Below are 24,962 nucleotides of genomic sequence, written 5' to 3'. Positions count from 1 at the left end.
CGCGCGCCCGTGGCGCCCGAGCCACCCGCCGCCCGCAAGAGCCACAAGCTGCGCTGGATCCTGCTGTCGGTGGCGTTGATCGCCGCGGTGGCGGTCGGACTCGTGGTGGGCTACAAGATGATTCGCAGCAACTACTACGTGGGTGCCGACAACGGCAACGTGGTGGTCATGCGCGGACTACCCGGGTCGGTGCTGGGCTATTCGATCCGCGATGTCGATCAGCTCGCCTGCGTCGACCGGGACGGCCGGCTCACACTGACATCGCCCGGTGCGGGCTTCCCGGTCAGCTGCAAGCAGTTGCAGGTCGACGACCTCAGGCAGTCCGGGCGCGACAAGGTCGTCAACAACGGCCTGCAGCCCGGCACCTTCGGCGACGCCCGCCGCCAGGTCGAAAAGCTCACCACCTCGGAACTGCTGCCGCCGTGCGCGAAACCCGCTGCGCCGCCGGCTCCCCCGGCACAGCCGGGTGAGAGCCCGAACGGGCCCACCCCGTCGCCCAGCGCGACCCCGCCGGCCAACCCCGGCCCGACCAATGCACCGGCCGAGCAGCCGGCCCCGCCGACGAGCACCTCGCCGGCCCCTCAGATCCCGGGGGAGAACTGCAGGAAGGCGGACTGATGTCCGCACCGGCACCGCCGTCCGCGGGGGCCTTTCCCAGTCCCCCGGGCGGTTTCGCTCCTGCGCCGCCGCCGACCACCCGGCGCAACGCCGAGGCATTGCTGCTGGCGGGCGCGGTGGTGATCACCACCGCCGCGCTGATGCTGGTGGAGGCCAGCCAGGATCAGGAGATCACCTGGGATCTGGCCAAGCTGGGGCTCGCCTATCTGGCGCTGTTCGGCGTCGCGCACCTGGCGGTGCGGCGCTTCGCGCCGTTCTCCGATCCGCTGCTGTTACCGATCGTGGCGCTGCTCAACGGAATCGGGCTGGTGCTGATCCATCGCGTGGACCTGGCCGACGAGCAGACCGCCGCCTACAACGACTGGCCCATCCCCTCCCCCGACGCCAATCAGCAGGTGCTCTGGACCGCCTTCGGCATCGCGCTGTTCGTCGGGCTGCTGGTGCTGCTGCGCGACTACCGCACGCTGGCCCGCTACAGCTACACGCTCGGCCTGGTCGGCCTGGTCGCCCTCGTCATCCCGGCGCTGCTGCCGAGCGCGCTGTCGGAGACCAACGGCGCCAAGATCTGGATCCGGCTGCCCGGATTCAGCCTGCAGCCGGGCGAATTCGCCAAGATCCTGCTGATCATCTTCTTCGCGTCGGTGCTGGTGGCCAAGCGCGACCTGTTCACCGCCGCGGGCAAGCACGTGTTCGGCATGGAGCTGCCGCGCGCCCGCGATCTCGGGCCGATTCTGGCGGTCTGGTTCGTCTGCCTGCTCGTGCTGGTCTTCGAGAAGGACCTGGGCACCTCGCTGCTGATCTTCGCGACCGTGCTGGCGCTGCTGTACATCGCGACCGAGCGGGTGGGTTGGGTGATCGTCGGCAGCCTGCTGCTGGCGCTCGGATTCTTCATCGCCTACAACTCCTTCGGGCACGTGCGGGTGCGCGTGGCGACCTGGCTGCACCCGTTCGAGGACTACAACAACACCGGCTACCAGATCTCGCAGTCGCTGTTCGGCCTGGCCACCGGCGGGCTGGCGGGCACCGGCCTGGGCAGCGGGCGCCCCTCGCAGGTGCCCTTCGCCAAGACCGACTTCATCGTCGCGACCATCGGTGAGGAACTCGGGCTGATCGGCCTGACCGCGGTGCTGATGCTGTTCGCGATCTTCGTGGTGCGCGGGCTGCGCACGGCGCTCGCGGTGCGCGACAGCTTCGGCAAGCTGCTGGCCGCGGGGCTGTCGTTCACGATCGCGGTGCAGGTGTTCGTGGTCGTCGGCGGCGTCACCAAGCTGATCCCGCTGACCGGCCTCACCACGCCGTTCGTCTCCTACGGCGGATCCTCGCTGCTGGCGAACTATGCCCTGCTGGCGTTGCTGGTCAAGGTCTCCGACGCCGCCCGCGCACCGGCGCCGTCGCGACGCCGGGAGCAGGCGCCGATCGCGGACGCGCCGACGGAGATGATTCGCGGCTCGGGCGACGGCGGCCCGCGTCAACCGGCGCCCCGGGAACACAGTCATCAGGCCCAGCAGGCCTCGGCGAGAGGGGAAACGGCATGAACACACCGCTGCGCCGCGTCGCCATCGCCGTGATGGTCATGATCGTCGCCCTGCTCGCCAACGCCACCTACGTGCAGGTGATCAAGGCCGACAGCCTGCGCAACGACCCGCGCAACTCGCGCGTGCTGCTCGACGAGTACTCCCGCCAGCGCGGGCAGATCTCCGGCGGCGGTGCCGTACTGGCCAGCTCGGTCGCCACCGACGACCGCTACAAGTATCTGCGCACCTATCCCACCGATCCGATGGCCTACGCCCCGGTCACCGGCTTCTATTCGATGCAGTACGGCAGCACCGGACTCGAGCGCGCCGAGGATTCGGTGCTCAACGGCTCCGACAGCCAGCTGTTCGGAAAGCGGCTGGTCGACATGATCTCGGGCCGCGACCCGCGCGGCGGCAACGTGGTCACCACCATCAACCCGGTGATGCAGCAGGTCGCCTACGAGCAGCTGACGAGCAAGGGTTACACCGGTTCGGTCGTCGCGATCGAGCCCGGCACCGGACGCATCCTGACCATGGTGTCCACGCCCAGCTACGACCCCAATCAGCTGTCGGGGCACGACGGCGCGAAGAGCACCCAGGCGTGGGAGTCGCTGTCGACCGATCCCGGCAAGCCGATGCTCAATCGCGCCGTCTCCCAGACCTATCCGCCGGGCTCGACGTTCAAGGTGGTGACGGCCGCCGCCGCGCTGTCGGCGGGGATCAGGCCCGACGATCAGTTCACCGCGGCGCCCAACATCACGCTGCCCGGAACCAACACCACGCTGGAGAATTACAACGGCTCCAACTGCGGCAGCGGCAGCACGGCCTCGCTGTCGGAGGCCTTCGCGCGGTCCTGCAACACGGCATTCGCCGAGATCGGTATGAAGGTGGGTGCCGCCAAACTCAAGGACGAGGCCGCCGCGTTCGGCATCGGCCCGCATGCGGGCATCCCGATCCAGTGGGCCGACAGCACCGTCGGGACCATCCCGGACAATCCGTCCCTGGCACAGAGCAGCATCGGTCAGCGCGATGTGGCGCTGACCCCGCTCGACGATGCGGTCATCGCCGCCACCGTCGCCAACGGCGGGGTGCGCATGGAACCGCATCTGGTCGATCAGCTGCAGGGCCCGGACCTGAGCGAGCTGTCCAAGACCAAGCCGGTCTCGGTCGGGCAGGCGATCAGCGGCCCGGTGGCGAGCGAGCTGACCAACCTGATGATCGCGTCCGAGAAGAACACAGCCGGAGGGAATCAGTCACGCCCCTACCAGATCGCGTCCAAGACCGGGACGGCCGAACACGGCAGCGATCCGCGCAACACCCCGCCGCACGCCTGGTACACGGCCTTCGCGCCGGCCCAGAACCCGAAGATCGCGATCGCGGTCATCGTGGAGAACGGCGGCGACCGCGCACTCGCGGCCACCGGCGGCTCGGTCGCCGCGCCCGTCGCCCGGGCGGTACTCGACGCCGGACTGCAGGGGGGCTGACCAGATGAACGAGCTAGGACGCCTGAGCAGTCAGGGCCCCGAGGCTTGCGTGCACGCGCAGGGCCTCTGGTCGGGCGCCATGAATGAGAGCCTACGGGGGCTGCAATGCTGAACAACGGTGCGATGATCGCGGACCGCTACCGACTGCAACGGCTGATCGCCACCGGCGGCATGGGCCAAGTGTGGGAGGCGCTGGACACCCGGCTGGATCGACGGGTCGCGGTCAAGGTGCTCAAGGCGGAGTTCTCCGCCGATCCGACATTCCGGCACCGGTTCCGGACCGAGGCCAAGACCACGGCCCAGCTCAACCACCCCGGGATCGCCGGAATCTACGACTACGGCGAGACCTTCGACCCGCAGGGCGGCGAAACCGCCTATCTGGTCATGGAATTGGTGCAGGGCGAGCCGCTCAACGCGGTGCTGAACCGGATGAACCGGCTGTCGGTGGCCCAGGGCCTGGACATGCTGGAACAGACCGGGCGGGCGCTCGAGGTGGCGCACGCGGCGGGCGTGGTGCACCGCGACGTGAAGCCCGGCAACATCCTGGTCACGCCGACCGGTCAGGTGAAGATCACCGACTTCGGCATCGCCAAGGCCGTCGACGCCTCCCCGGTGACCAAGACCGGCATGGTGATGGGCACCGCCCAGTACATCGCGCCCGAGCAGGCCACCGGCGAGGACGCCACCTCCGCCAGCGACGTCTACTCGCTCGGCGTGGTCGGCTACGAGGCGCTGTCCGGGCAGCGGCCGTTCACCGGTGACGGCGCGCTCACGGTCGCGATGAAGCATGTGCGCGAGGCCCCGCCGCCGATGCCGGCGGATCTGCCGCCGAACGTGCGCGAGCTGATCGAGACCACCATGGCCAAGGATCCGGCCCAGCGCTACAGCAGCGGTGGCGAATTCGCCGATGCGGTGGCCGCGGTCCGTGCCGGGCGCCGCCCGCCGCCACCCCGCAATGCCGGTGGGCCCGCCTCCCCGCAGACCGGTGCGGCACGGGTACTGCCTCCCGCCGCCGGGCCGACCGCGGTGCTGCCGCGCGGCGACTACGACGATGCGACCGTTCGCTATTCGAACCCGACATCGCGGCCGCAGAACTTCGCCGGGACGACCGCCATGCCCGGCCACCCGCCCGAGGACGAGCGCAAGGGGCGGTTCACCACCGGTCAGAAGGCGCTCGCGGGCCTGGGCATCGGCGCGCTGGCGCTGGGCGGCATCGCCGCGTGGGTGCTGCTGAGCGGCGATCCGCCGGCGCCCACGCCGCAGAAGGCGCCCACATCGGTCGTCGCGCCTCCGCCGCCGCCACCGACCACGAGCTCGGAACCGCCGACCACCACGCGGTACCAGCCGCCGCCACCTCCGGTCACCACCACCGAGGCGCCGACGACGACCACGGAACCGCCGACCACCACGCCCGCGCCGACCACCACCACGAAACCGCAGCGATCGACGACCGCGCCGACGACCACGGGTCGCATACCTCGGCCGTCTCTGGAAATACCATTGCCGGGGATCCCCGGTGTCGACGGCACCACCGGCACCAACGGGCGCCACGGCACGAACGGCCTCCACGGCACCAGCAGCGGCACCACCGACAGCAGTAGTTCCCCGGCCACAGAACCGCAAGGACTGCCATGACGACCCCGAAGAATCTCTCCTCTCGCTACGAGCTGGGCGAGATCATCGGGTTCGGCGGCATGTCCGAGGTGCACAAGGCGCGCGACCTGCGGCTGGGTCGCGACGTGGCGATCAAGGTGCTGCGCGCGGATCTGGCCCGCGACCCGACCTTCTATCTGCGGTTCAAGCGGGAGGCGCAGAACGCGGCCGCGCTGAATCATCCGGCGATCGTCGCGGTGTACGACACCGGCGAGGCCGAGGTCGACGGCGGGCCGCTGCCCTACATCGTGATGGAGTACGTCGACGGCGATACGCTGCGCGACATCGTGCGCGGCAAGGGCCCGCTGCCGCCGCGGCGCGCGATGGAGGTCATCGCCGACGTCTGCGCCGCACTGGATTTCAGCCACAAGAACGGCATCGTGCATCGCGACATGAAGCCGGCCAACATCATGATCAACCGCCAGGGCGCGGTGAAGGTGATGGACTTCGGCATCGCCCGCGCGATCGCCGACAGCTCCAATCCGATGACCCAGACGGCCGCGGTCATCGGTACCGCGCAATATCTTTCGCCCGAGCAGGCCCGCGGCGAACAGGTGGACGCGCGTTCCGACGTCTACTCCGTCGGCTGCGTGCTCTACGAAATCCTCACCGGCGAACCACCTTTCACCGGCGATTCACCGGTGGCGGTCGCGTATCAGCATGTCCGGGAGGATCCGCGACTGCCCTCGCACGTGCATCCCGGGGTGCCCCGCGAACTCGATTCGGTCGTGCTCAAGGCGATGAGCAAGAACCCGGCCAACCGCTACCAGACGGCCGCGGAGATGCGCGCCGACCTGATCCGGGTGCTCGGCGGTCAGAAGCCGCACGCGCCGATGGTGATGACCGACGAGGACCGCACCACGATCCTCGGCAGCATGGACGCGGCGCCCCGGACCTACCGCACCGTCGAGCGCGACGACCTCGATGAGCCCGAGCCGGACGAACCCCGCCGCCGCACGGCACTGCTCGCGGCGGGCGGCCTGGGCGCGCTGGCGGTGATCTTCGCACTGTTCTGGTTTCTGATCGGCCCCGGCAGCGGCCCGGAGATGGTGGCCGTGCCCGACGTGTCGAACAAGTCGTCCCAGCAGGCCCAGAACGAACTGAAGAACGCCGGCTTCAACGTGTCCACCCAGGACAAGGCGGACAGCAAGGTCGCCATCGGCAACGTGATCGGAACCCAGCCGATCAGCGGCTCGCGCGCGGACAAGGGCAGCACCGTCACCGTCCTGGTGTCCAAGGGCCCCGAACAGGTGCCGGTTCCGCAGCTGGCCCAGCAGACTCTGCAGCAGGCCGAACAGCAGCTGAAAGCCTCCAATCTGCGGATGGACTCCGAGATCAAGCGCGACTGGTCCAGCGTCGAGGACAAGGACAAGGTGATCAAGCAGGAGCCGACGCCGGGTTCGAGGATCGACGCGGGCAGCACGGTGACGATCACCCTGGGCAAGGGTCCGGAGCAGGTACGGGTACCCGATGTCGTCGGCCAGACGATCGACATCGCCGAGCCGAATCTCACGCAGAGCGCCGGATTCAAGGTGGTCATCCAGAAGGTGACCTCCTCCCGGCCGGGCGGCGAGGTGCTGTCCACCGATCCGGCGGGCGGTTCGATGGCCGACCGCGGTTCGACGATCACCGTGCAGGTGTCCAACGACCAGATCCAGATGCCGTCGCTGGTCGGAATGACGCCGTCGCAGGCCGTCGAGCGGTTGCGCGCCGCGGGCTGGTCCGGGGGCGCCGGTCAGATCGTGCAGACCACGCAGGGCACCTTCGACGCGGGCAATGTCGGGCGCATCGTCGATCAGCAGCCCAAGGCGGGCGCCTCGCTGGCCCGCAACGGCACCGTCACGATCGTGACCGGTGTACTCGGCCCGCCCTGACGATTACGACAGGTCGAGGTGGCGGTTCATGGACATGGCCTCGGTGGCCATGTCCGGGAGTTCGATCACCTCGACGCCCTGTTCGCGCAGTTTCTCGACGCCCACGCAGTTGTCGACGAAGGTGGACGGTTCGCGCCAGGCGATGACCACCCGGGCGAGCCCGGCGGCCAGGATGCGATCGGTGCAGGGCGCGCGGTCCGGGGAGGCGCGCTGCGAGCACGGCTCCAGGGTGCTGTAGAGGGTGGCCCGAGGCAGCCGCGGGTCGTCGCCGAGCTTGTTCAGCGCGGACTCCTCCGCGTGCACCTTCGCATCGGTTTCGCGCGAATAGCCGTGCGCCAGTTCGACTCCGTCGGCGCCGACGACCACCGCACCGACGGAGAAGGCGGTCGGGCTCGTCGGGCACAGGCGGGCCAGCCCGATCGCGTGATGCATCCAGAACCGGTGTGTCTTACGGTTTTCCGCACCCAGGTCCGCGAAATGCGATGTCACTGTGGGGCTTCCATATCGTGCGGCCTTCCCTCGGTAGGTGCCTCGGTCCGTGTCGGCAGATAGCGCAGCAGCGCGACATCACCGACGCGGGTGACATCCGCCAAGACCATTCTGCGCCCGGATCCGCCGGGAAAGTCGGCCGGATTCAGAAATCGCGGCGCGTCCGGGTCGCCGACCAGCACCGGCGCCACGGCCAGCAGCAGTTCATCGGCCAGGCCGTGCGCCAGGAAGGCGGTGTGGATGTGGCCGCCGCCCTCCACCATCAGCCGGGCAATGCCGCGGCGCCCGAGATCTTCGAGCAGAGCACCGAAATCCACTGTCTCCCCGAGGGACACGACCTCGGCCAGCTCTGCGAGCCGTTCACCGAGGCGCGCGACTCCGGCGTCGGTCGTGTAGACCAGCTTCTCTCCGCCGGTGTGAAAGAAGCGCAACCCGGGCTCGAGGTCGCCGCCCGCGGAGACGGTGATCTTGAGCGGATACTCGGGCCTGCCCGCCGCCACCCGCCGGGCCCGCCGCTCCTCGCTGTTGACCAGCAGGCGCGGATCGTCGCGGCGCAGCGTCCGGGCCCCGACGAGAATGGCATCGCTGTCGGCGCGCACCGCATCGACCCGATCGAAGTCCTCCGGATTCGACAGCAGCAGTCGCTCGGGACTCGCGTCATCGATGTAGCCGTCGATGCTCACCGCCACCGACAGCAGCACATAGGGGCGCTTCACACCGCTCCCATCAGCCACGGCCGGATCGCCGGAGACGGTTGCCCGGCTCCCGTCGGCCGTCGCACTCGCCGCATCGCTGTCACTCATACGATGCATCTTCCCGGACACACCCGACGCCGTGGATCGGCGCTCCACGCGGGTCGCATCCCTCGGACCCGGCCGGTGCTCGCGGCTTCCGCTCGGCGCTCGCTCAGACCAGCGCCGCGACCTCGGACTCCAGCTGTTGGACCAGGCCCTCCGGCGGGCGCTGCCCACACACCTCCAGCCAGTTGGCCAACATCCGGTGCCCGCCCTGGGTAAGTACCGACTCCGGGTGGAACTGCACGCCGTGGATCGGCAGCGTGCGGTGGCGCATCGCCATGACGATGCCGGATTCGGTGCGGCCGAGCACCTCGAGCTCGGCGGGCAGCGTGTCCTCGGGCACGGTCAGCGAGTGGTAGCGGGTGGCGGTGAACGGATCCGGCAGCCCGGCCAGCACACCGGCGCCGATATGGAACACGGAACTGGTCTTGCCGTGCAGCAGTTCCGGCGCACGGGCGACGGTGGCGCCGAACGCCGCGCCGATGGCCTGGTGACCCAGGCACACGCCGAGCAGCGGGACGCGGTGTCGGGCACAGGCGTGCACCAGCTCGATGCTGGCACCCGCCCGGTCCGGAGTGCCGGGCCCCGGGCTGATCAACACGCCGTCGAAGCCCGTGACGACATCGTCCAGAGGTTCCAGTCGCGGGTCGTCGTTGCGCCAGACGGTCGCCTCGACACCCAACTGGCCCAGATATTGCACCAGGTTGAACACGAAGCTGTCGTAATTGTCGACGACCAGTACACGCATGGTTCGAGAGTACGTGGGCGGCCCTGCGCAGTCGCGGGAATACCTGGCGGGGCCGCCGACAACAGTCCGGGCCCCGGATGTACACCCAGCTGGGATAGCCTTTAGTCAGACCGGCAGGTGCGAGCGGCGTTGCCGACAGCGCTGCTTTGTCGACCAGTGCCGCCGAGGGGATGCTCGGCTGCACTCCCCCGCCGGTACGACCTGTACGCCGAATACGAGGACGTCATGCCCAAGTCGAAGGTCCGCCGCAAGAAGACCGACTACACGATCAACCCTGCCAGCCGCACGCCGGTGAAGGTGAAGGGCGGCCCCTCGCCGGTCTGGTACGTCACCATCATGCTCGGCTTCATGCTGGCCGGGCTGGTGTGGCTGCTGGTGTACTACCTGGCCAACGACAAGATCGAGTGGATGGCCAACCTCAACGCCTGGAACTTCCTGATCGGCTTCGGCCTCATGGTGATCGGCCTGATCATGACGATGCGGTGGCGCTGACCCCGCGGTGAATCGCCGGGTCACGGCGCTACACACGTGTCATTCATTCACACTTGTGGATGAATCTGTGGACAACTCGAGGAGCGATTGGGGACCGTGACCGCATCCGATTCGGAGATCCGGCTCAGCTGGTCCACTCCGCCCGCCGCGCTCGCCGCGACGGCGGTGGGCGGGGTGGCGTTGGCCGTCGCCGCGGTATTCGCCTCCGACGCGCCGAGCCGCCTGCTGATCGGGCTCGCGGCGGTGCTGCTGCTGGGGCTGGCCGGTCTGGGGCTGCGCCAGCGGCCGCGGCTGACCGTCGTCCCCGGCGATCCGCCCACCCTGGTCGTGCGCGGCCTTCTCGGCCCCGTGGCGTACCGGCCCCAGCAGATCCTGAAGGCCCGAGTGGTCGGTTTCCGGCGGCTCGGGCGGCGGGTGCCCAATCTGGAGATCGACGTCGAGCACGACGGCAACGAGCGGCTGCTGATCTTCGGGCGCTGGGATCTCGGCACCCATCCCCAGGATGTGCTCGATGCGATGACCGTGCAGGGACTCGTTCGCGACTGACCTCGTTCGCCGACCGATCAGGCCAGCGACACCGCCGCGGTACCGATCAGCGCGAGACTGATCACGATGACGCCCGCCACCGACACCCAACCGGTCGCGCGGGCCATCTCCGGGGTCCTGGCCTTCAGCCACTGCGGCAGGAACAGGATGCCTCCCGTGGCGAGGGTGCCGGCGGCGAGACCGCCGAGATGCCCCCACAGCGAGATGCCGGGCAGCGAGACGCTGATGACCACGTTGATCACGATCAGCACCAGCATCTGCGTCGGACTCTGCCGCAGCCGCAGCAGGATCACCGTCATCGACCCGAACAGGCCGTAGATGGCACCGGATGCGCCCGCCGTCGCCGCGTCCTGCGCCAACCACATCACCGCCGCCGATCCGCCCAGCAGCGAGGCCGCATACACCGCGACGAACCGCAGTCGCCCGAGCACCATCTCGCAGTCGCGGCCCAGGATGTACAGCGCGAACATGTTGACCAGCAGGTGTACCGGCCCGTAGTGCAGGAATCCCGACCCGAGGACCCGGATCCACTGCCCGTCGGCCACCGCCGGCGGAACCAGCACCCAGTCGAAGAACAGCTGGGACCGGCGATTGTCACCGATACTGTTCGCCTGCGCGGCGGTGATCGCGTAGATGGCGACGTTGAGCGCGATCAAGGCGTAGGTCACGTACGGCACGGCCCGACCGGCGGCGGGCGCACCCGCCACCGTCCGCACCGGCCGCACATCGGCCTGGCCTCGTCGCAGGCAGTCCACGCAGTGCTGGCCTACCGAGGCGGGTCGCAGGCAGTCCGGGCAGGCCGACCGCCCGCACCGAGTGCATGCCAGGCCGGTGGGCCGATCGGGATGGCGGAAGCAGGTCGGTGCGGGCGGGTGGGGATTCACGGAACTCCGATGGGATTCAGGCGATGGTGACCGAGGATATGACGACCTCGTCCTTCGGACGATCATTGCGGTCGGTCGCGGTGGCGGCAATGGCGTCGACCACCTTGCGCGAGTCCGGGTCCACCACCTCGCCGAAAATGGTGTGACGGCGGTTCAGGTGCGGCTGCGGGCCGACGGTGACGAAGAACTGCGAACCGTTGGTCCCCGGCCCGGCGTTGGCCATGGCCAGCAGATACGGGCGATCGAAGCGCAGCTCGGGATGGAATTCGTCGCCGAATTCGTAGCCGGGACCGCCGCGGCCCGTGCCGGTCGGGTCACCACCTTGGATCATGAAACCGTCCATCACGCGATGAAAGATGCTGCCGTCGTAGAACGGGCCGGACGTACCGCCGCTCGCGTTCTGCGTCGTGTACGACGCCGACCCGTCGGCCAGGCCGACGAAGTTGCGCACCGTTTTCGGGGCGTGGTTACCGAAGAGCGAGATCTTGATGTCGCCGTGGTTGGTGTGCAGCGTAGCCACGGCGGTCTGATTCGGTGAGGTCACGCCCAACATCGTGCCACGCAAGCCGCGAACCGAATTGCATCCCACCATCTTCGGGCCGCGCCGCGACGTGCTAGGGCAACCGGGCGGCTTCCTGCGGCGTGGACCCGTTGGTCGAGTAGCCGAGGCGCGGCGGTTCCGCGGCGGGTTCCGGAAGCTGGGGGCGGCGGCGGGCCGCCAGCCACGCGGCACTGCCCGCGAATCCGACGAGGACGGCGGCGATGAGCCGGTTGCGCAACCGGCCGGATTTTCCCGAACTCCCCAACTGCATGCGACCACTGTGGCACAGCAACACATTTCGCGCAGGAAAGGCTGGTCACAGTGGTCGCATCGCATCGGGTCAGCGACTGACCGAGCGCTTGAACTGACGCACGGCCAGCGGCACGAACACCGCCAGGATGATCACCACCCAGATGAGGGTCGTCGCCACCGGATGCTGAATCGGCCAGGCGTCCCCCGGGGGAGCCATCGGACTGGTGTTGCCGAACAGGTCACGGGTGGCCTGGGTGACCGCGGAGACCGGGTTCCATTCGGCGAAGACACGCAGCGGCCCCGGCAGGTTGTTCAGCGGCACAAAGGTATTGGCCAGGAACGTCAGCGGGAAGATGACCATGAAGCTGGCGTTGTTGAACACCTCGGGCGCTCGCACGATCAGACCGACCACGGCCATGATCCACGAGATCGCGTAGGCGAACAGCAGCAGCAGGACGTAGGCCAGCACCGCGTCGAGGAGCGATCCGCGGATCCGCCAGCCGACCACCAGACCGGTCAGCGACATCACGACCAGGCTCACCACGTTGATCACCACATCGGCGGCCGTGCGGCCGATGAGTACGGCCACCGGCGCCATCGGCAGCGAGCGGAACCGGTCGATGATGCCCTTCTGCATATCCTCGGCCAGGCTCAACCCCGTGAAGGTGGCGCCGAAGACCGAGGTCTGCGCGAAGATGCCCGCGATCAGGAACTCCCGGTATCCGCCCTCCATCCCGGGCACCTGAATCGCCGTGCCGAAGATGTAGGCGAACAGCAGAACGAACATGATCGGCGACAGCGTCGAGAAGATCAGCACGTCCGGGACGCGCCTGATCTTGATGACGTTGCGCTTGGTGATCGTCAGACTGTCGCTGACCACCATCGACATGCGCTGCCCGAAGGGGGGCAGGTCGGCGAGCGCCGTTGCGGTGCTCATCGGGCTTTTCCTTCCGTTGCTTCGACGCGATCGGCGGTGCGCTTACCGTTGGCGCTGCCGTTCTCGCTGACCAACTCCTCGGCCTCGTGACCGGTCAGAGTGAGGAACACATCGTCGAGCGAGGGGCGCCGCAGCCCGACGTCGTGGATTTGGACCCGGTGCTCGGACAGCTTGCCGATCGCGTTCACCAGCGCCTGGGAGCCCTCGCTGACGGGTACCGTGATGCGGCGCAGCCCCGGCTCGAGGTGCATCTCGCCGACCGCCAGCCCCTCCAGTGCCTGCTGGGCGACCGCGAGGCTGTCGGCATGGTCGACGGTCAGTTCGATGCGGTCGCCGCCGACCATGGTCTTGAGCTCGTCGGCCGTGCCGCGGGCGATGACCTTGCCGTGATCGATGACGGCGATGGCGTCGGCCAGCCGGTCGGCCTCCTCCATGTACTGGGTGGTCAGCAGCAGCGTGGTGCCGCCGGCGACCAATTCCTCGATGACATCCCAGAGATCCAGCCGCGCCCGCGGGTCCAGGCCCGTGGTCGGCTCGTCGAGGAACAGCACCGGCGGATTGGCGACCAGCGCGCCGGCCAGGTCGAGACGGCGGCGCATACCGCCGGAGTACCCCTTCACCGGCCGGTCGGCGGCATCTGCGAGCCGGAACCGCTCCAGCAGTTCCCGCGCCCGATCCTTACTGCGCTGTACGCCCATGTGGTACAGCCGCCCCACCATCTCCAGATTCTCGAAGCCGGTGAGGTATTCGTCGACGGCCGCGTACTGACCGGACGCACCGATATGTGCGCGCAGCCGCTGCGGCTCGCGCAACACGTCGATACCGGCCACGGTTGCCCGACCCGAATCCGGGATGAGCAGTGTGGTCAGCACCCGGACCGTGGTGGTTTTGCCGGCACCGTTGGGGCCGAGCAGCGCGGTGACCGTACCCTCCGGCACCGTGAGATCGAGATGATCGAGGGCGGTCAGCTTTCCGTATGTCTTGACCAGACCCTCGGCGATTATGGCGTCGGGCATGATGCTCCTGACGTTTCTTGGTGGATGTGCAGTGACCTCAGCGACACTGCAGCCAAGTATTGCCCACCCCACCGACAAGTTCATGCGATTAATGCAGCGCCCCGGTCGGCGCGTCCACATGCTGTGGCCTCGCACGACAACTCCCACGACATCCGGACAGCAGGAGGCCGCATCCCGGGGATCCGGCGGTGCTCGGGGGTGCCGGCGGGATGCGGCCGAGTACATCGTCGCCCGCCGGGGTGGCCGGAGTCCTGAGTAGTGCACTACCTGTTCTGAGTCGCGCACAGGTACTCGACCGGGGCCGATCGACACGCCCGGAAATCCGGGCAATACGGAACGTCGCTACCGAAACGGGCCGGTGCGCGCCACCGGATCCGGCGCACCGGCCACCGCCGACCGCTCGCGGGAATGCCGCACTCGGTCCGCGTAATCCGCTGCACCCCAACACATTCGAATGACACCGTGGACAAGCGACGACCCCTGTGCGGCACCGGAATCCGGCACCGAGATCCCACCACCCAAAAACTTTCCGAAAGTGGCGGCCCTCATACACCCACAACCGTGGATCGTCGCGTAGGATCATTCACGTCGGCCCCTCCCCCCCGGGCCGACCTTACGCGGGCCTCGGCTAACTCCCCCCCTTCGCCGAGGCCCGCTCCTAATTTTCCAGGACGTTCGCCGCCGCGTCGGCAGAGGTCAGGCGCGGCGCAGGACATGCGAACGCAGGCGATTGAAACCGCGCACCCGCACACTGCGCAGGTGCCGCAGCGCGAACTCCGACTCACCGGCCAGCTGCGCGGCCGCGGCGTCATCGATCAGCACCGTTCCGGGCCGCGCCACACCGGTCAGCCGCGCGGCCATGTTGACCACCGATCCGTACAGATCTCCGAACCGCTGCAGCACCTCGCCGTACGCCAACCCGACCCGCAGCTCCGGCGTGGTGCCCGCGGAGAGCGTGGCCTCCTGGATGGCCAGTGCGATGCGCGCTCCCACGACCGCCGATTCGGCGGCGAACATGACCTCGTCGCCGACGTTCTTGATGACCCACCCGCCGTTACCGGTGATCGCGTCGGTGGTGATCGTCTCGAACGACTCCAGCAGCCGCGTCAGCTCCTCCGGATCCAGATGGCGGGTCAGACGGGTGTAACCGACCATATCGGCGAAACCCACGGCCAGGTCCCGCACGGTGTCGCCGCCGGTGCCGTCCCCGTCCAGCGAACGGGCCAGCGCGGCCGCCAGATGCCGCCGCCACGCGTACGCCTGCAGCTGCTGCAGCGTCGAGACGACCTCCTCGGTGGCCTCCTGCGCGACGGCCACCTCGTCCGCGTCCGGATCGGCGGCGGTGATCGCCCGGATCCGGTCCACGATCTCCTCGGCCACCAGATCCACCTGCCATTCGGCCAGTCGTGCCATGGACTGGCCGAGGGTCCGGGCGGCCCCCGACTGCTGCCGCAGGTCGGTCGACGCCAGTGCCGCCAGGCTCTGAAAGTTGTTGACCGCCTCGATATCCGCATCGGTGTATTCGATCGCGTGATCGTCCGGATTGGCGGGGAAACCGAGCGAGATCCACAACCTGCGGGTCAGCTCGGAGGGCAGCCCGGACTGCCGTGAGACGTCCTCGCGGGTATAGCGGCGCGGGCCGTGCAGCAGATACGGCTCGACAACCGATTGCACCAGCTCGGCCAACTCCGGAGAGGTCATATTCCGACCTTACGGGCAGCCTCATCCCCCACCGGCGGAGTAGTGATTACTCACAGGCCCGTGTCCCGCCCCCGCGGACCGCCTCCGGTGGTCAGGCAGACGCTGACGTATGTTCGCGATCTCCTGGACGATGTTCGGTCCGGGCGACCGCGGCTGTACTTGATTCATGACGAATTCGAACAATCCAGTACTCGTTCTCGGCGGCACCGGCAAGACCGGCAGCCGGGTGGCCGCCGAGCTCCGGGCGCGGTCGATCCCGGTACGGATCGGATCACGGTCGGCGACACCGTCTTTCGACTGGACCGACCGTGCGACCTGGGATGCCGCGCTGGCGGGCGCCACGGCCGTCTATATCGCCTACCAGCCGGACCTCGCCGCGCCCGGAGCGCCGGAGGCCGTCCACGCCCTGACCGCCGCCGCCCGACGACACGGGATCCGCAAGCTGGTACTGCTCTCGGGCCGCGGTGAACCGGAGGCCGCGGAATGTGAAGAGATCGTGCGGAATTCGGGTGTGCCCTGGACGATCCTGCGCTGCAGCTGGTTCGCCCAGAACTTCAGCGAGGGCGCCTTCACCGACTACCTCCGGGCGGGCGAGGTGGCCCTGCCCACCGGTGCGGTAGCCGAGCCGTTCATCGACGCCGACGACATCGCCGCGGTCGCGATCGCGGCGCTCACCGACGACCGGCATACCGGAGCGGTCTACGAACTGACCGGCCCCCGTGCGCTGACCTTTCCGGAGGCTGTCGCCGAGATCGCCCACACCACCGGCCGCGACATCGCCTTCGTACCGATCACCCGGGCGGACTTCGTCGCGGCCCTGACCGACTACGGCGTGCCCGCCGAGGAGATCGGACTGCTCGACTACCTGTTCGGGACCATCCTCGACGGCCGCAATTCGGCCACCGCCGACGGCGTGGAACTGGCCCTGGGCCGCAAACCCAGGGATTTCACCGACTATGTCCGGGAAACGGCGGCCACCGGGGTGTGGGCGGCATTCGAACCCTCGGGTACGGCGTGACCGCTGCCGGAACCCCTGCGGCTCAAAACATTCCGTGTGGATGCGGCAGCGCGGCGGGCACCGGCTGGACGACGTCCCAATGCTCGACGACGAGCCCGTCCTGCAGCCGGAACAGGTCGACGATCGCGGTCTCGCCACCCTCGGCGGTCAACCGGATGTGCACGGCGACAAGGTTGTCGTCGGCAACGACGCGCACCACATCCTGGGTGGCCTGGGCCAGCGCGCGCCCGGCCGGGGTCGCGAAGAAGGCCCGGAACGCCTGCTTGCCGGTGCCGGTCGACCGATCGTGCGGCACCCGCGGATTGTGCGTCACGAACTCGTCGTGCACCAGCGCGAACGCTCCGTCCTGGTCTCCGGCGCCGAAGCTGCGGTAGAGCTCGAGTACCACCGCGCGGTTGGCCTCGGTGCGGGCGAGTCGGTTGTCGGTCATGGGGAATCAGTCCTTCCGGCATCGGGTTCTGGCTGTGCAGGAAGGACGGATCCCGGGCCCGTCCGCGTCACGCGTGACGAACGACCGATCCGATTCGTCTGACAGGTATGGGTGTGCATTTCGAACAACACCGCGCGGAGCTGTTCGCGGCGGCCTACCGCATGCTCGGCAGCCGCACGGAGGCCGAGGATGTGCTCCAGGAGGCGTGGCTGCGCTGGCGAGACGTCGACCGCGACGCCGTCGCACACCCGCGCGCCTACCTGTTCCGGCTGGTTTCCCGGCTCGCGATCGATCACCTGAGAAAGGCGAAGGCACGCCGGGAGACCTACATCGGGCCGTGGCTGCCCGAACCGCTGCTCACCGGGCCCGACACGAATACCGAACTGGCCGAATCGGTTTCGATGGCACTGCTGGTCGTACTGGAGTCGCTGCACCCCGCCGAGCGGGTCGTCTTCGTGCTGCACGAGATCTTCGGCTTCGAACACGCCGAGATCGCGGACCTGCTCGGCCGCACCGAGCGCGCGACGCGACAACTCGGCTACCGGGCCCGGCAGCATGTCGGGGCCGGGCGGCCGCGGTACCGGGCGTCACCTCGCGAGCACCGCGAGGTCACCGAGCGCTTCCTCGCCGCGGCCGCGGGCGGTGATCTCACGGCCCTCACCCGGCTACTCGCCCCGGACGTGGTCTTCAGCGCCGACGCGGACGGCAAGTCCGAAACGCCTCGGGCGCCGCTGTCGGGCCTGAGCACGGTCGCCGGTTACCTGTGCTCGGTCACCTGGGCGTGGCCGGCGGATCTCGCCTGGCAAGCGGCCGCGGTCAATTCCGGCCCGGGAGCGGTACTGACCGCGGGGAACTCCCTGTACGGCGTGCTGTCACTCGATATCGACGGCGACCGCATCCACGCCATACGCCTGGTACTGAATCCCGACAAGCTCACCGGAATCCCACCCGACCATTTCGGACCGCCGTCCTGCACGAATCCGGTCATCCCCGGGACCACAATGGAGAAATGAAACGCGACGTCTCCGCCCATCTCGACGTCGAGGTCCACGCTCCCACGGTGCTCGAGTTCCAGATCGCCGTCGCCCGGCTGCCGGGGATCGAGCTGATCGAGTCGATGGACTTCGTCCTCGACGGTCGCAGCATCGTGCCCCGGGAGGTGTACGGACCGCACGGCACCAGAATTCACGTATTCGATTCGCCCGCAGGGAATCTGCGGGCGTACTACAACGCGACGGTACTGGGTTCCGCTGCGCCGCAACCGGCCTCGGACTACGACCTCGCCGTCTACCTACGCCCGAGCCGGTTCGCCGAGTCCGATAAGCTCCTGGGCTTCGCGGCCACCGAATTCGGTTGTGGCGTAGACGATCCGGATATGCCCGCCCGGATCTCGAGCTGGGTCGCCCGCCGGGTCAGCTACGTCGCGGGCAGCAGCGACCCCAGCGACGGGGCTGTCGAAACGTTGCTGACGGGCAGCGGCGTGTGCCGGGACTACGCGCATCTGGTGGTGGCGCTGCTGCGCGCGGTCGGCGTACCGGCCCGGATCGCCTCGGTGTACGCGCCCGGGTGCATTCCGATGGACTTCCACTGCGTCGCCGAGGCGTACGTGCGCGGGGTCTGGCAGGCGTTCGACCCGTCCTTCCTCGCCCCGCGACCGAGCCTGGTCCGCATCGCCACCGGCCGCGACGCCTCCGATATCGCCTTCCTCGACAATCACGGCGGCGCCATCACCGTCAACGATCTCTCGGTGAGCGCCTTCGTCGACGGACCCCTGCCCGTCGACGACATCACGCGGCCGGTATCGATCTCCTGACTCAGCGGTTGGTGACCTCGTGCCACATATCCGCATCATTGCGCTGGCGGAACTTGCTGAAGACAACGACAACCGCGGCGACGACGCCGATCGTAAGGAGAAGTTTCATGCACCCCACCCTACTGCGATGCCCGGTGGTGGGAGCGGGCAGGACGAGGCGAAGAGTTCACCGCGATGGCCTGCGCGGCAACGGACGAGGCTACTGTCCGACGCAGTTGCGGAGCGGCCGGTTTGTTTGTTATTTCCAGGGGGATAGACCCGTCTACCAGCGGTTTCAAGCCACCTCATCGGATAGCCTGCGGGATGCTACGCGGTTGACTAGGCTGTGGGACTGTTGCCCGAAAGAAACTCTCCGGCAACAAGTTTGCTCAGTTCGGTGTTACCTGCAAGAGGTTCGACAAACACGACGTCAGCGGACGGATGAACCGACGAGTTACTCGAAAACCGCACAGCGACAGCTGTTCCGCGCGGGCGTGCGCGTCCCCGAATCTGCTCGGGTGCCGGATACATCCCGGTCGCCGGAAGGGGGAAGTCGATGTCGAATTCCGCTGCCGCCGGCCACATCGCGTCTTGTCCACGTCTGGAGACCACTCGTGACCACACCCCCTCGAACGCCGGGTACGACGCAGTCGGCGCGGGCCGGTGACTCCTGCCCTGTCGCGCAGGGTTCACCGATCCGTCCCGACGTACCCCATTTCCTGCTGCACAGTGACCAGTTCGCCGCCGATCCGCATGCCGCGTACAGCGAGATGCGTGGCCATCATCGGTCACTGGTCCCGGTCGAGCTGGCCCCGGACGTGCCGGCCACCCTGGTGATCGGCTACCGGATGGCCGTGAAGATCCTGCACGACCACGAGCACTTCTCCTCCGACCCGCGCACCTGGCAGAAGGACGTCCCCGAAGACTGTCCGGTGCTGCCGATGCTCGCGTGGCGCCCCAACGCGCTGTTCAACACCGGCTCGGCGCACGAGCGCTACCGGGAGCCGTCGGTCGCCGCCATCGAGCGGGTCGATCTGTACGCGATGCACGGTGTCGTCGAGCGGATCGCCGTCCCGCTCATCAACACGTTCTGTGGATACGGCGAGGCCGACCTGCTCGGGCAGTACATCCGCCCGCTGGTGCGCCACACGCTCGACCACATGCTGGGCTGCACGCCGGAGGTCGGGGAGCGGGTGTCGCGGGCGGCGACGATGATCTTCGACGCGCAGGGCAATGCGGAACTGGGCAACAAGGTGCTGCTCGATGCGTTGCGCGAGCATGTCGCGTACCGGCGCGGCGAGCCCGGCCACGACATCACCAGCGAACTGCTCGCCCATCCCGTGGGTTTGGACGACGAGGAGATCGTGCACCAGCTGGCCACCATGTACTCCACGGGTCAGGAGCCCGGGGTGAACCTCATCGCAAATACGTTGCGGTACATGCTCACCGACGACAATTTCGCCGACGATCTGCTCAGCGGCAGCCTGGCCACCCGAGACGCACTCGACACCGTCCTGTCCACCGATCCGCCGCTGGCGAACTACTGCGTCACCTATCCGCGGCAGTCGATGCTGATGAACGACGAGGTCTGGCTGCCCGCGCACCAGCCCGTGATGATCAGCATGGCCGCGGCGGGCAACGACCCCGCCGTCAGCACCGACGACCGCACCGGCAACAGATCCCATCTGGCGTGGGGCGCCGGGCCGCACATGTGTCCCGCGAAGTCGGTGGCCTACTTGGTCGCCCAGGACGCCATCGACCAACTCCTCGATGCCCTGCCGGAGATTCAGCTCGCGATACCGGCGAACGAGTTGGTGTGGCGGCCGGGCCCGTTCCACCGATCGCTGGCGGAACTGCCGGTGATTTTCCCGAAGTCCCCGCCGCTGACCGTCGTGTGAGGATGGTGGAGCCTAGGGGAATCGAACCCCTAACCCCTGCCTTGCAAAGGCAGTGCTCTGCCAATTGAGCTAAGGCCCCTGATGTCGCCGTGCGACGTATGAATCCCTAATCACCGTACCTCGGGTGCGTGATCCGCGGTGATGGTAGGGAGTGGGTCTAGGAGGACTTGAACCTCCGACCTCTTCGTTATCAGCGAAGCGCTCTAACCGCCTGAGCTATAGACCCATACGACTCTCGGACTTCGTCCCCGAGCCGAGAGCAAAGATTACCGGACTGCGGCGGTAACGACAAAACGGCTGGTAGAGGAGCCGGTGTCCGCCGACGGCGGGCACCGGCCCAACCTACTAGTCCGGGTCGGCCAGCGTGACCTGCACGCCGCCCACCAGATCGGTGCACTGGTTGTAGATGAACACACCGACCGTGGACAGCGCGGTCAGCAGGACCACGTTGATCAAGCCGACCACCGCCGCGTACCCGAACACCGTTCCGGCGTCGATCAACTCGGTGGAGGTCGAGCTGCCGTTGGACATGATGTCGGTGAAGCTGCTGTTCAGCCTGTCCCACACACCCATGCCGGACAGCACGATGTAGAGGAAGCCGACCGCCAGCATCCACACGAAGAACATCGCCACGCTGATCACCAGCGACACCTTCAGTGTCGACCAGGGATCGATGTGGCGCACCTGCACCGTCGCCCGCAGCGGCTCGCCGCCGGCCGCCGCGGCGACCGCCGCCGGGACCGCGGGCGAGACGGCCGTCGGCTGCTGGATACCCGGCGGCATGCCCTGCATGCCCGGCGCCTCCGTCGGAGGCAGCGGATGCCGCAGTTCCGACAGATCCGGCATGTCCTTGACCAGTTCCGGCCTGGCGATGCTGCGGGTGGGTCCGTCGATGCCGACGGACTTCACCATGGCGGCCTCCTTGCGGGCCGCCTTGGCCGCCAGGTCCGCGGTGGTGCGGGCATTGGTCATGCCGCCGCCGAGACCACCACCGCTCGGCGCCGCCGGCGGCCGGCCCGCTACCGGCGGCTCTCCCGGACGATGCAGATTCGATTGCGGCTCTCGCTGTGGCAGCTGCGACCAGCCCTTCTCGAATCGTGCTTCGCCCTCGGCGGCGGCCTGCTCTCCGCCGTCACCCTGCTTGTCGGACACTTCGGATGCTCCTCCCGAGCCGTTGTCACCTCCCGGCCCCGGCCGCGGAACGGGCCTGGGCGGAATCGGAGACGGCGCAATTCGCTCGGTCACACCGTTGGCGTGGTGCCGCTCGTCATTCGGCTGATTCGGAGTGGTCAATGGGATTCCTTCGATCCGTCGTGCCGCCGCTGCCTGTGAAGAAACTTACTGCTTTCCGAACCTACTGCTTGTCAGCACCGCCGGCCTCCTCTTCGAGGGAAACCTGGTCGGGCTCATCGGCGTTGCGCGCGATCGCAAGCAACGTAACGCCCTCGCCGAGGTTCATCAATCGCACGCCCTTGGTCTGCCGTCCAGCGCGGCGCACCTGATTCGCCGCCGTCCGGATCACACCGCCTCCGGAGGTGATTGCATAGATCTCATCCTCGTCGTCGACGATGAGTGCGCCCACCAGGTTGCCACGTTTCGGATCGTATTGGATCGTCAATACACCTTTACCCCCGCGGCCCTGCGCCGTGTACTCCTCGATCGCGGTGCGCTTGGCGTAGCCGCCGGACGTCGCGACCAGCAGGAACGTATCGTCGCGGACCACGTTCAGCGACAGCAGCCAGTCGTCGGTATTGAACCGCATGCCCTGCACGCCGGAGGTGGCGCGGCCCATCGGGCGCAGCACCTCGTCGTTGGCGGCGAAGCGGATCGACTGACCGTGCGCCGAGACCAGCAGCAGGTCGTCGTCCGCCGAACACAGTGCGGCGCCGACCAATTCGTCGCTGTCGCGCAGATTCACCGCGACGATACCGCCGGAGCGGTTGGAGTCGAAATCGGTCAGCCGCGACTTCTTCACCAGGCCGTTGCGGGTCGCCAGCACCAGGTACGGCTGATCCTCGTAGGTCTTGATCTGGATGACCTGGGCGATCTTCTCCTCCGGCTGGAAGGCCAGCAGGTTGGCCACGTGCTGGCCGCGCGCGATGCGGCTGGCCTCGGGCAGCTCGTACGCCTTGACCCGGTACACCCGGCCGAGGTTGGTGAAGAACAGCAACCAGTCGTGTGTAGAGGTGATGAAGAAGTGCCGGACCAGGTCGTCCTGCTTGAGCCCGGCGCCCTGCACGCCCTTGCCGCCGCGCTTCTGGCTGCGGTAGAGGTCGGTCTTGGTGCGCTTGGCGTAGCCGGTCTCGGTGATGGTGACGACCACGTCCTCGCGGGCGATCAGATCCTCGTCGGCCACATCGCCGTCCGCGGCGATGATCCTGGTGCGGCGATCGTCGCCGTACTTCTCGACGATCTCCTGCAGCTCGTCGCGGACGATCGCGCGCTGCCGCTCCGGCTTCTCCAGAATGTCCTTCAGGTCGGCGATCTCGAGTTCGATCTTCTCCAACTCGTCGATGATCTTCTGGCGTTCCAGGGCGGACAGCCGGCGCAACTGCATATCCAGGATCGCGGTCGCCTGGACCTCGTCGATGTCGAGCAGTTCCATCAGTCCGGTCCGAGCGGTGTCGGTGTTCGCCGAGCGCCGGATCAACGCGATGACCTCGTCGAGGGCGTCCAGCGCCTTGACCAGGCCACGCAGGATGTGGGCCCGCTCCTCGGCCTTGCGCAGGCGGTAGCGGGTGCGCCGGACGATGACGTCCAACTGGTGGGCGACGTAGAGCCGGATCATCTGGTCCAGCCGCAGCGTGCGCGGCACGCCGTCGACGATGGACAGCATGTTGGCGCCGAAGCTGGTCTGCAGCTGGGTGTGCTTGTACAGGTTGTTCAGCACGACCTTGGCGACGGCGTCGCGCTTGACGGTCACCACGATGCGCAGGCCCGCGCGATCCGACGACTCGTCGTGGACGTCGGAGATTCCCGCGATCTTGCCGTCGCGCACCTGCTCGGCGATCGAGTTGACGAAGTTGTCGGTATTGACCTGATAGGGCAGCTCGGTGATGACGATCGTGGTGCGGCCCTTGTTGTCCTCCTCGATCTCCACCACGCCGCGCATGCGGATCGCCCCGCGACCGGTCCGATAGGCGTCCTGGATGCCGGTCGTGCCGACGATCAGGCCGCTGGTCGGGAAGTCCGGGCCCTTGACCCGCTCCATGCAGGCGTCGAGCGTGGTCTCCTCGTCCGCCTCGTGATTGTCCAGCGCCCAGTAGATCGCCTCCGCCACCTCGTTGAGGTTGTGCGGCGGGATGTTGGTGGCCATGCCGACGGCGATACCGCCGGAACCGTTCATCAACAGGCTCGGGACACGGCTGGGGAGAACGACCGGCTCCATGGACCGGCCGTCGTAGTTGGGGATGAAATCGACCGTCTCCTCGTCGATTTCACGCAGCAGTTCCATCGCGAGCGGGGTGAGCCGGCACTCGGTGTAGCGCATGGCGGCGGGGCCGTCGTTACCCCGCGAACCGAAGTTGCCCTGGGGATCGACCAGGGGGTAGCGCATCGACCAGGGCTGCGCCATGCGCACCAGGGCGTCGTAGATCGCCGAGTCGCCGTGCGGGTGGTAGTTACCCATGGTCTCGGCGACCGGGCGGGCCGACTTCACGTAGCCGCGATCGGGCCGATACCCGTTGTCGTGCATCGCGTACAGGATGCGGCGGTGCACCGGCTTGAGGCCGTCGCGCACCTCGGGCAGCGCGCGGCCCACGATCACGCTCATCGCGTAATCGATGTAGCTGTTCTGCATCTCCTGCTGGATGTCGACCGGTTCGATACGGTCGCCGCCGTCGGGAGGCAAAGTGGTCTCGGTCATGAATTAGTCTCCGTAAGAAGTCTTTTCGAGTGGTCTCGGTGCGGGCCGACGCGCAGCCCCCGCATTCCCGGCATGCCGCCCCCTCGTATTTCCGGCACGCTTTTCGCCGGAATCACAGATCGAGGAAGCGGACGTCCTTGGCGTTGCGGGTGATGAAGCTGCGCCGGGCCTCGACGTCCTCACCCATCAGGATGCTGAACAGCTCGTCGGCCGCGGCCGCATCATCCAGCGTCACCAGGCGCAGCAACCGCGTGCTCGGATCCATGGTGGTCTCCCACAGCTCCTTCGGGTTCATCTCACCGAGACCCTTGTAGCGCTGCACACCGTCGTCCTTGTTGATCTTCTTGCCGGACGCCAGCCCCTGTTCCAGCAGCGCGTCGCGCTCGCGGTCGGAGTAGGCGAACTCGGGGTCG

The 24,962-nt window shown here is 68.0% G+C and carries 22 protein-coding genes, 2 tRNA genes and 3 pseudogenes; 11 read left to right on the top strand and 16 right to left on the bottom strand.

The annotated features are described in order from the left end of the window. The 5 genes and pseudogenes from NM1_RS43140 to pknB all read left to right on the top strand — a co-directional run. A pseudogene (locus NM1_RS43140) lies at positions 1-618 on the top strand (serine/threonine protein phosphatase); the annotation flags it as partial. Then, positions 618-2,060 (top strand): annotated as a pseudogene (locus tag NM1_RS26790) (FtsW/RodA/SpoVE family cell cycle protein); the annotation flags it as partial. The pseudogenes NM1_RS43140 and NM1_RS26790, both read left to right, overlap by 1 nt. 89 nt (positions 2,061-2,149) lie before the next feature. After that, on the top strand, positions 2,150-3,616 hold the full coding sequence (locus tag NM1_RS26785; RefSeq protein WP_068025557.1) for a peptidoglycan D,D-transpeptidase FtsI family protein: 1,467 nt from the start codon (positions 2,150-2,152) through the stop codon (positions 3,614-3,616). A gap of 105 nt (positions 3,617-3,721) precedes the next feature. Next, positions 3,722-5,251 carry a protein kinase domain-containing protein gene (locus NM1_RS26780; protein WP_068025554.1) on the top strand — a complete coding sequence of 510 codons (1,530 nt, stop codon included), beginning with the start codon at positions 3,722-3,724 and terminating at the stop codon, positions 5,249-5,251. Further along, positions 5,248-7,143, top strand: coding sequence for a Stk1 family PASTA domain-containing Ser/Thr kinase (gene pknB, locus NM1_RS26775; protein WP_068025551.1), 1,896 nt, complete (start codon positions 5,248-5,250; stop codon positions 7,141-7,143). Before NM1_RS26780 ends, pknB begins: the two co-directional genes overlap by 4 nt. Positions 7,144-7,146: 3 nt before the next feature. Here the strand turns inward: pknB and NM1_RS26770 are convergent, their stop codons facing one another. The 3 genes from NM1_RS26770 to NM1_RS26760 all read right to left on the bottom strand — a co-directional run bounded on the left by NM1_RS26770 (position 7,147) and on the right by NM1_RS26760 (position 9,177). Beyond that, positions 7,147-7,632 carry a dCMP deaminase gene (locus tag NM1_RS26770; RefSeq protein WP_084520083.1) on the bottom strand — a complete coding sequence of 162 codons (486 nt, stop codon included), beginning with the start codon at positions 7,630-7,632 and terminating at the stop codon, positions 7,147-7,149. Continuing rightward, positions 7,629-8,435, bottom strand: a complete 807-nt coding sequence (locus NM1_RS26765; protein WP_211339438.1) for a RibD family protein — start codon at positions 8,433-8,435, stop codon at positions 7,629-7,631. Before NM1_RS26765 ends, NM1_RS26770 begins: the two co-directional genes overlap by 4 nt. A gap of 103 nt (positions 8,436-8,538) precedes the next feature. Beyond that, complete coding sequence (locus NM1_RS26760) at positions 8,539-9,177, bottom strand: aminodeoxychorismate/anthranilate synthase component II (protein ID WP_068025549.1); 639 nt, start codon at positions 9,175-9,177, stop codon at positions 8,539-8,541. Between the two features lie 225 nt (positions 9,178-9,402). On the opposite strand from NM1_RS26760, the gene crgA reads away from it, so the two are divergent. Beyond that, a complete protein-coding gene (gene crgA, locus NM1_RS26755; protein WP_068025547.1) occupies positions 9,403-9,669 on the top strand; it encodes a cell division protein CrgA in 267 nt (88 codons plus the stop codon). Positions 9,670-9,765: 96 nt separating this feature from the next. Continuing rightward, on the top strand, positions 9,766-10,215 hold the full coding sequence (locus NM1_RS26750) for a PH domain-containing protein (protein ID WP_068025544.1): 450 nt from the start codon (positions 9,766-9,768) through the stop codon (positions 10,213-10,215). A gap of 17 nt (positions 10,216-10,232) precedes the next feature. Here NM1_RS26750 and NM1_RS26745 read toward each other — a convergent pair whose 3' ends face one another. From NM1_RS26745 to NM1_RS26720, 6 genes are all read right to left on the bottom strand, one after another. After that, positions 10,233-10,961, bottom strand: a complete 729-nt coding sequence (locus NM1_RS26745; protein WP_373864069.1) for a rhomboid family intramembrane serine protease — start codon at positions 10,959-10,961, stop codon at positions 10,233-10,235. Positions 10,962-11,115: 154 nt separating this feature from the next. Continuing rightward, the gene (locus NM1_RS26740; RefSeq protein WP_068025566.1) at positions 11,116-11,643 is read right to left on the bottom strand and encodes a peptidylprolyl isomerase; all 528 of its coding nucleotides are present in this window, start codon (positions 11,641-11,643) and stop codon (positions 11,116-11,118) included. A 70-nt stretch (positions 11,644-11,713) separates the two neighbouring features. Further along, on the bottom strand, positions 11,714-11,911 hold the full coding sequence (locus NM1_RS26735; protein WP_068025539.1) for a hypothetical protein: 198 nt from the start codon (positions 11,909-11,911) through the stop codon (positions 11,714-11,716). Positions 11,912-11,980: 69 nt separating this feature from the next. Continuing rightward, a complete protein-coding gene (locus tag NM1_RS26730) occupies positions 11,981-12,829 on the bottom strand; it encodes an ABC transporter permease (RefSeq protein WP_084520081.1) in 849 nt (282 codons plus the stop codon). After that, complete coding sequence (locus tag NM1_RS26725; RefSeq protein WP_068025537.1) at positions 12,826-13,845, bottom strand: ATP-binding cassette domain-containing protein; 1,020 nt, start codon at positions 13,843-13,845, stop codon at positions 12,826-12,828. The genes NM1_RS26730 and NM1_RS26725 overlap by 4 nt, the downstream gene beginning before the upstream one ends. Positions 13,846-14,541: 696 nt before the next feature. Next, positions 14,542-15,546 (bottom strand): adenylate/guanylate cyclase domain-containing protein, encoded by a 1,005-nt coding sequence (locus tag NM1_RS26720; protein ID WP_068025534.1) that lies wholly within the window; start codon positions 15,544-15,546, stop codon positions 14,542-14,544. A gap of 166 nt (positions 15,547-15,712) precedes the next feature. Between NM1_RS26720 and NM1_RS26715 the strand changes: the two genes are divergently transcribed. Continuing rightward, positions 15,713-16,564, top strand: a complete 852-nt coding sequence (locus tag NM1_RS26715; RefSeq protein ID WP_068025531.1) for an NAD(P)H-binding protein — start codon at positions 15,713-15,715, stop codon at positions 16,562-16,564. A 22-nt stretch (positions 16,565-16,586) separates the two neighbouring features. Here NM1_RS26715 and NM1_RS26710 read toward each other — a convergent pair whose 3' ends face one another. After that, positions 16,587-16,994, bottom strand: coding sequence for a nuclear transport factor 2 family protein (locus NM1_RS26710; protein WP_068025528.1), 408 nt, complete (start codon positions 16,992-16,994; stop codon positions 16,587-16,589). A 107-nt stretch (positions 16,995-17,101) separates the two neighbouring features. On the opposite strand from NM1_RS26710, the gene sigJ reads away from it, so the two are divergent. Both sigJ and NM1_RS26700 read left to right on the top strand, forming a co-directional pair. Continuing rightward, positions 17,102-18,007 carry an RNA polymerase sigma factor SigJ gene (sigJ, locus tag NM1_RS26705; protein WP_068025525.1) on the top strand — a complete coding sequence of 302 codons (906 nt, stop codon included), beginning with the start codon at positions 17,102-17,104 and terminating at the stop codon, positions 18,005-18,007. Continuing rightward, positions 18,004-18,807, top strand: a complete 804-nt coding sequence (locus tag NM1_RS26700) for a transglutaminase-like domain-containing protein (RefSeq protein ID WP_068025522.1) — start codon at positions 18,004-18,006, stop codon at positions 18,805-18,807. Before sigJ ends, NM1_RS26700 begins: the two co-directional genes overlap by 4 nt. A 1-nt stretch (position 18,808) precedes the next feature. Here the strand turns inward: NM1_RS26700 and NM1_RS43610 are convergent, their stop codons facing one another. Next, positions 18,809-18,916, bottom strand: coding sequence for a DLW-39 family protein (locus NM1_RS43610; RefSeq protein WP_211339437.1), 108 nt, complete (start codon positions 18,914-18,916; stop codon positions 18,809-18,811). Positions 18,917-19,400: 484 nt separating this feature from the next. Between NM1_RS43610 and NM1_RS26695 the strand changes: the two genes are divergently transcribed. Further along, positions 19,401-20,684, top strand: a complete 1,284-nt coding sequence (locus NM1_RS26695) for a cytochrome P450 family protein (RefSeq protein WP_068025519.1) — start codon at positions 19,401-19,403, stop codon at positions 20,682-20,684. Between the two features lie 3 nt (positions 20,685-20,687). Here the strand turns inward: NM1_RS26695 and NM1_RS26690 are convergent. The 5 genes and pseudogenes from NM1_RS26690 to NM1_RS26670 all read right to left on the bottom strand — a co-directional run. Continuing rightward, positions 20,688-20,763, bottom strand: a tRNA-Ala gene (locus NM1_RS26690). A gap of 73 nt (positions 20,764-20,836) precedes the next feature. Then, positions 20,837-20,910: transfer RNA gene (locus tag NM1_RS26685), tRNA-Ile, on the bottom strand. A gap of 119 nt (positions 20,911-21,029) precedes the next feature. Continuing rightward, positions 21,030-21,977, bottom strand: a complete 948-nt coding sequence (locus NM1_RS26680) for a DUF3566 domain-containing protein (protein ID WP_068025516.1) — start codon at positions 21,975-21,977, stop codon at positions 21,030-21,032. A gap of 61 nt (positions 21,978-22,038) precedes the next feature. Next, complete coding sequence (gyrA, locus tag NM1_RS26675) at positions 22,039-24,549, bottom strand: DNA gyrase subunit A (RefSeq protein ID WP_068025513.1); 2,511 nt, start codon at positions 24,547-24,549, stop codon at positions 22,039-22,041. A gap of 112 nt (positions 24,550-24,661) precedes the next feature. Beyond that, positions 24,662-24,962, bottom strand: a pseudogene (locus NM1_RS26670) (DNA topoisomerase IV subunit B); the annotation flags it as partial.

Source organism: Nocardia mexicana NBRC 108244, from assembly GCF_001613165.1.
Classification (GTDB): domain Bacteria; phylum Actinomycetota; class Actinomycetes; order Mycobacteriales; family Mycobacteriaceae; genus Nocardia; species Nocardia mexicana.
The sequence above is the reverse complement of the archived record's forward strand: the minus strand, read 5'-3'. Positions and strand labels throughout refer to the sequence as shown.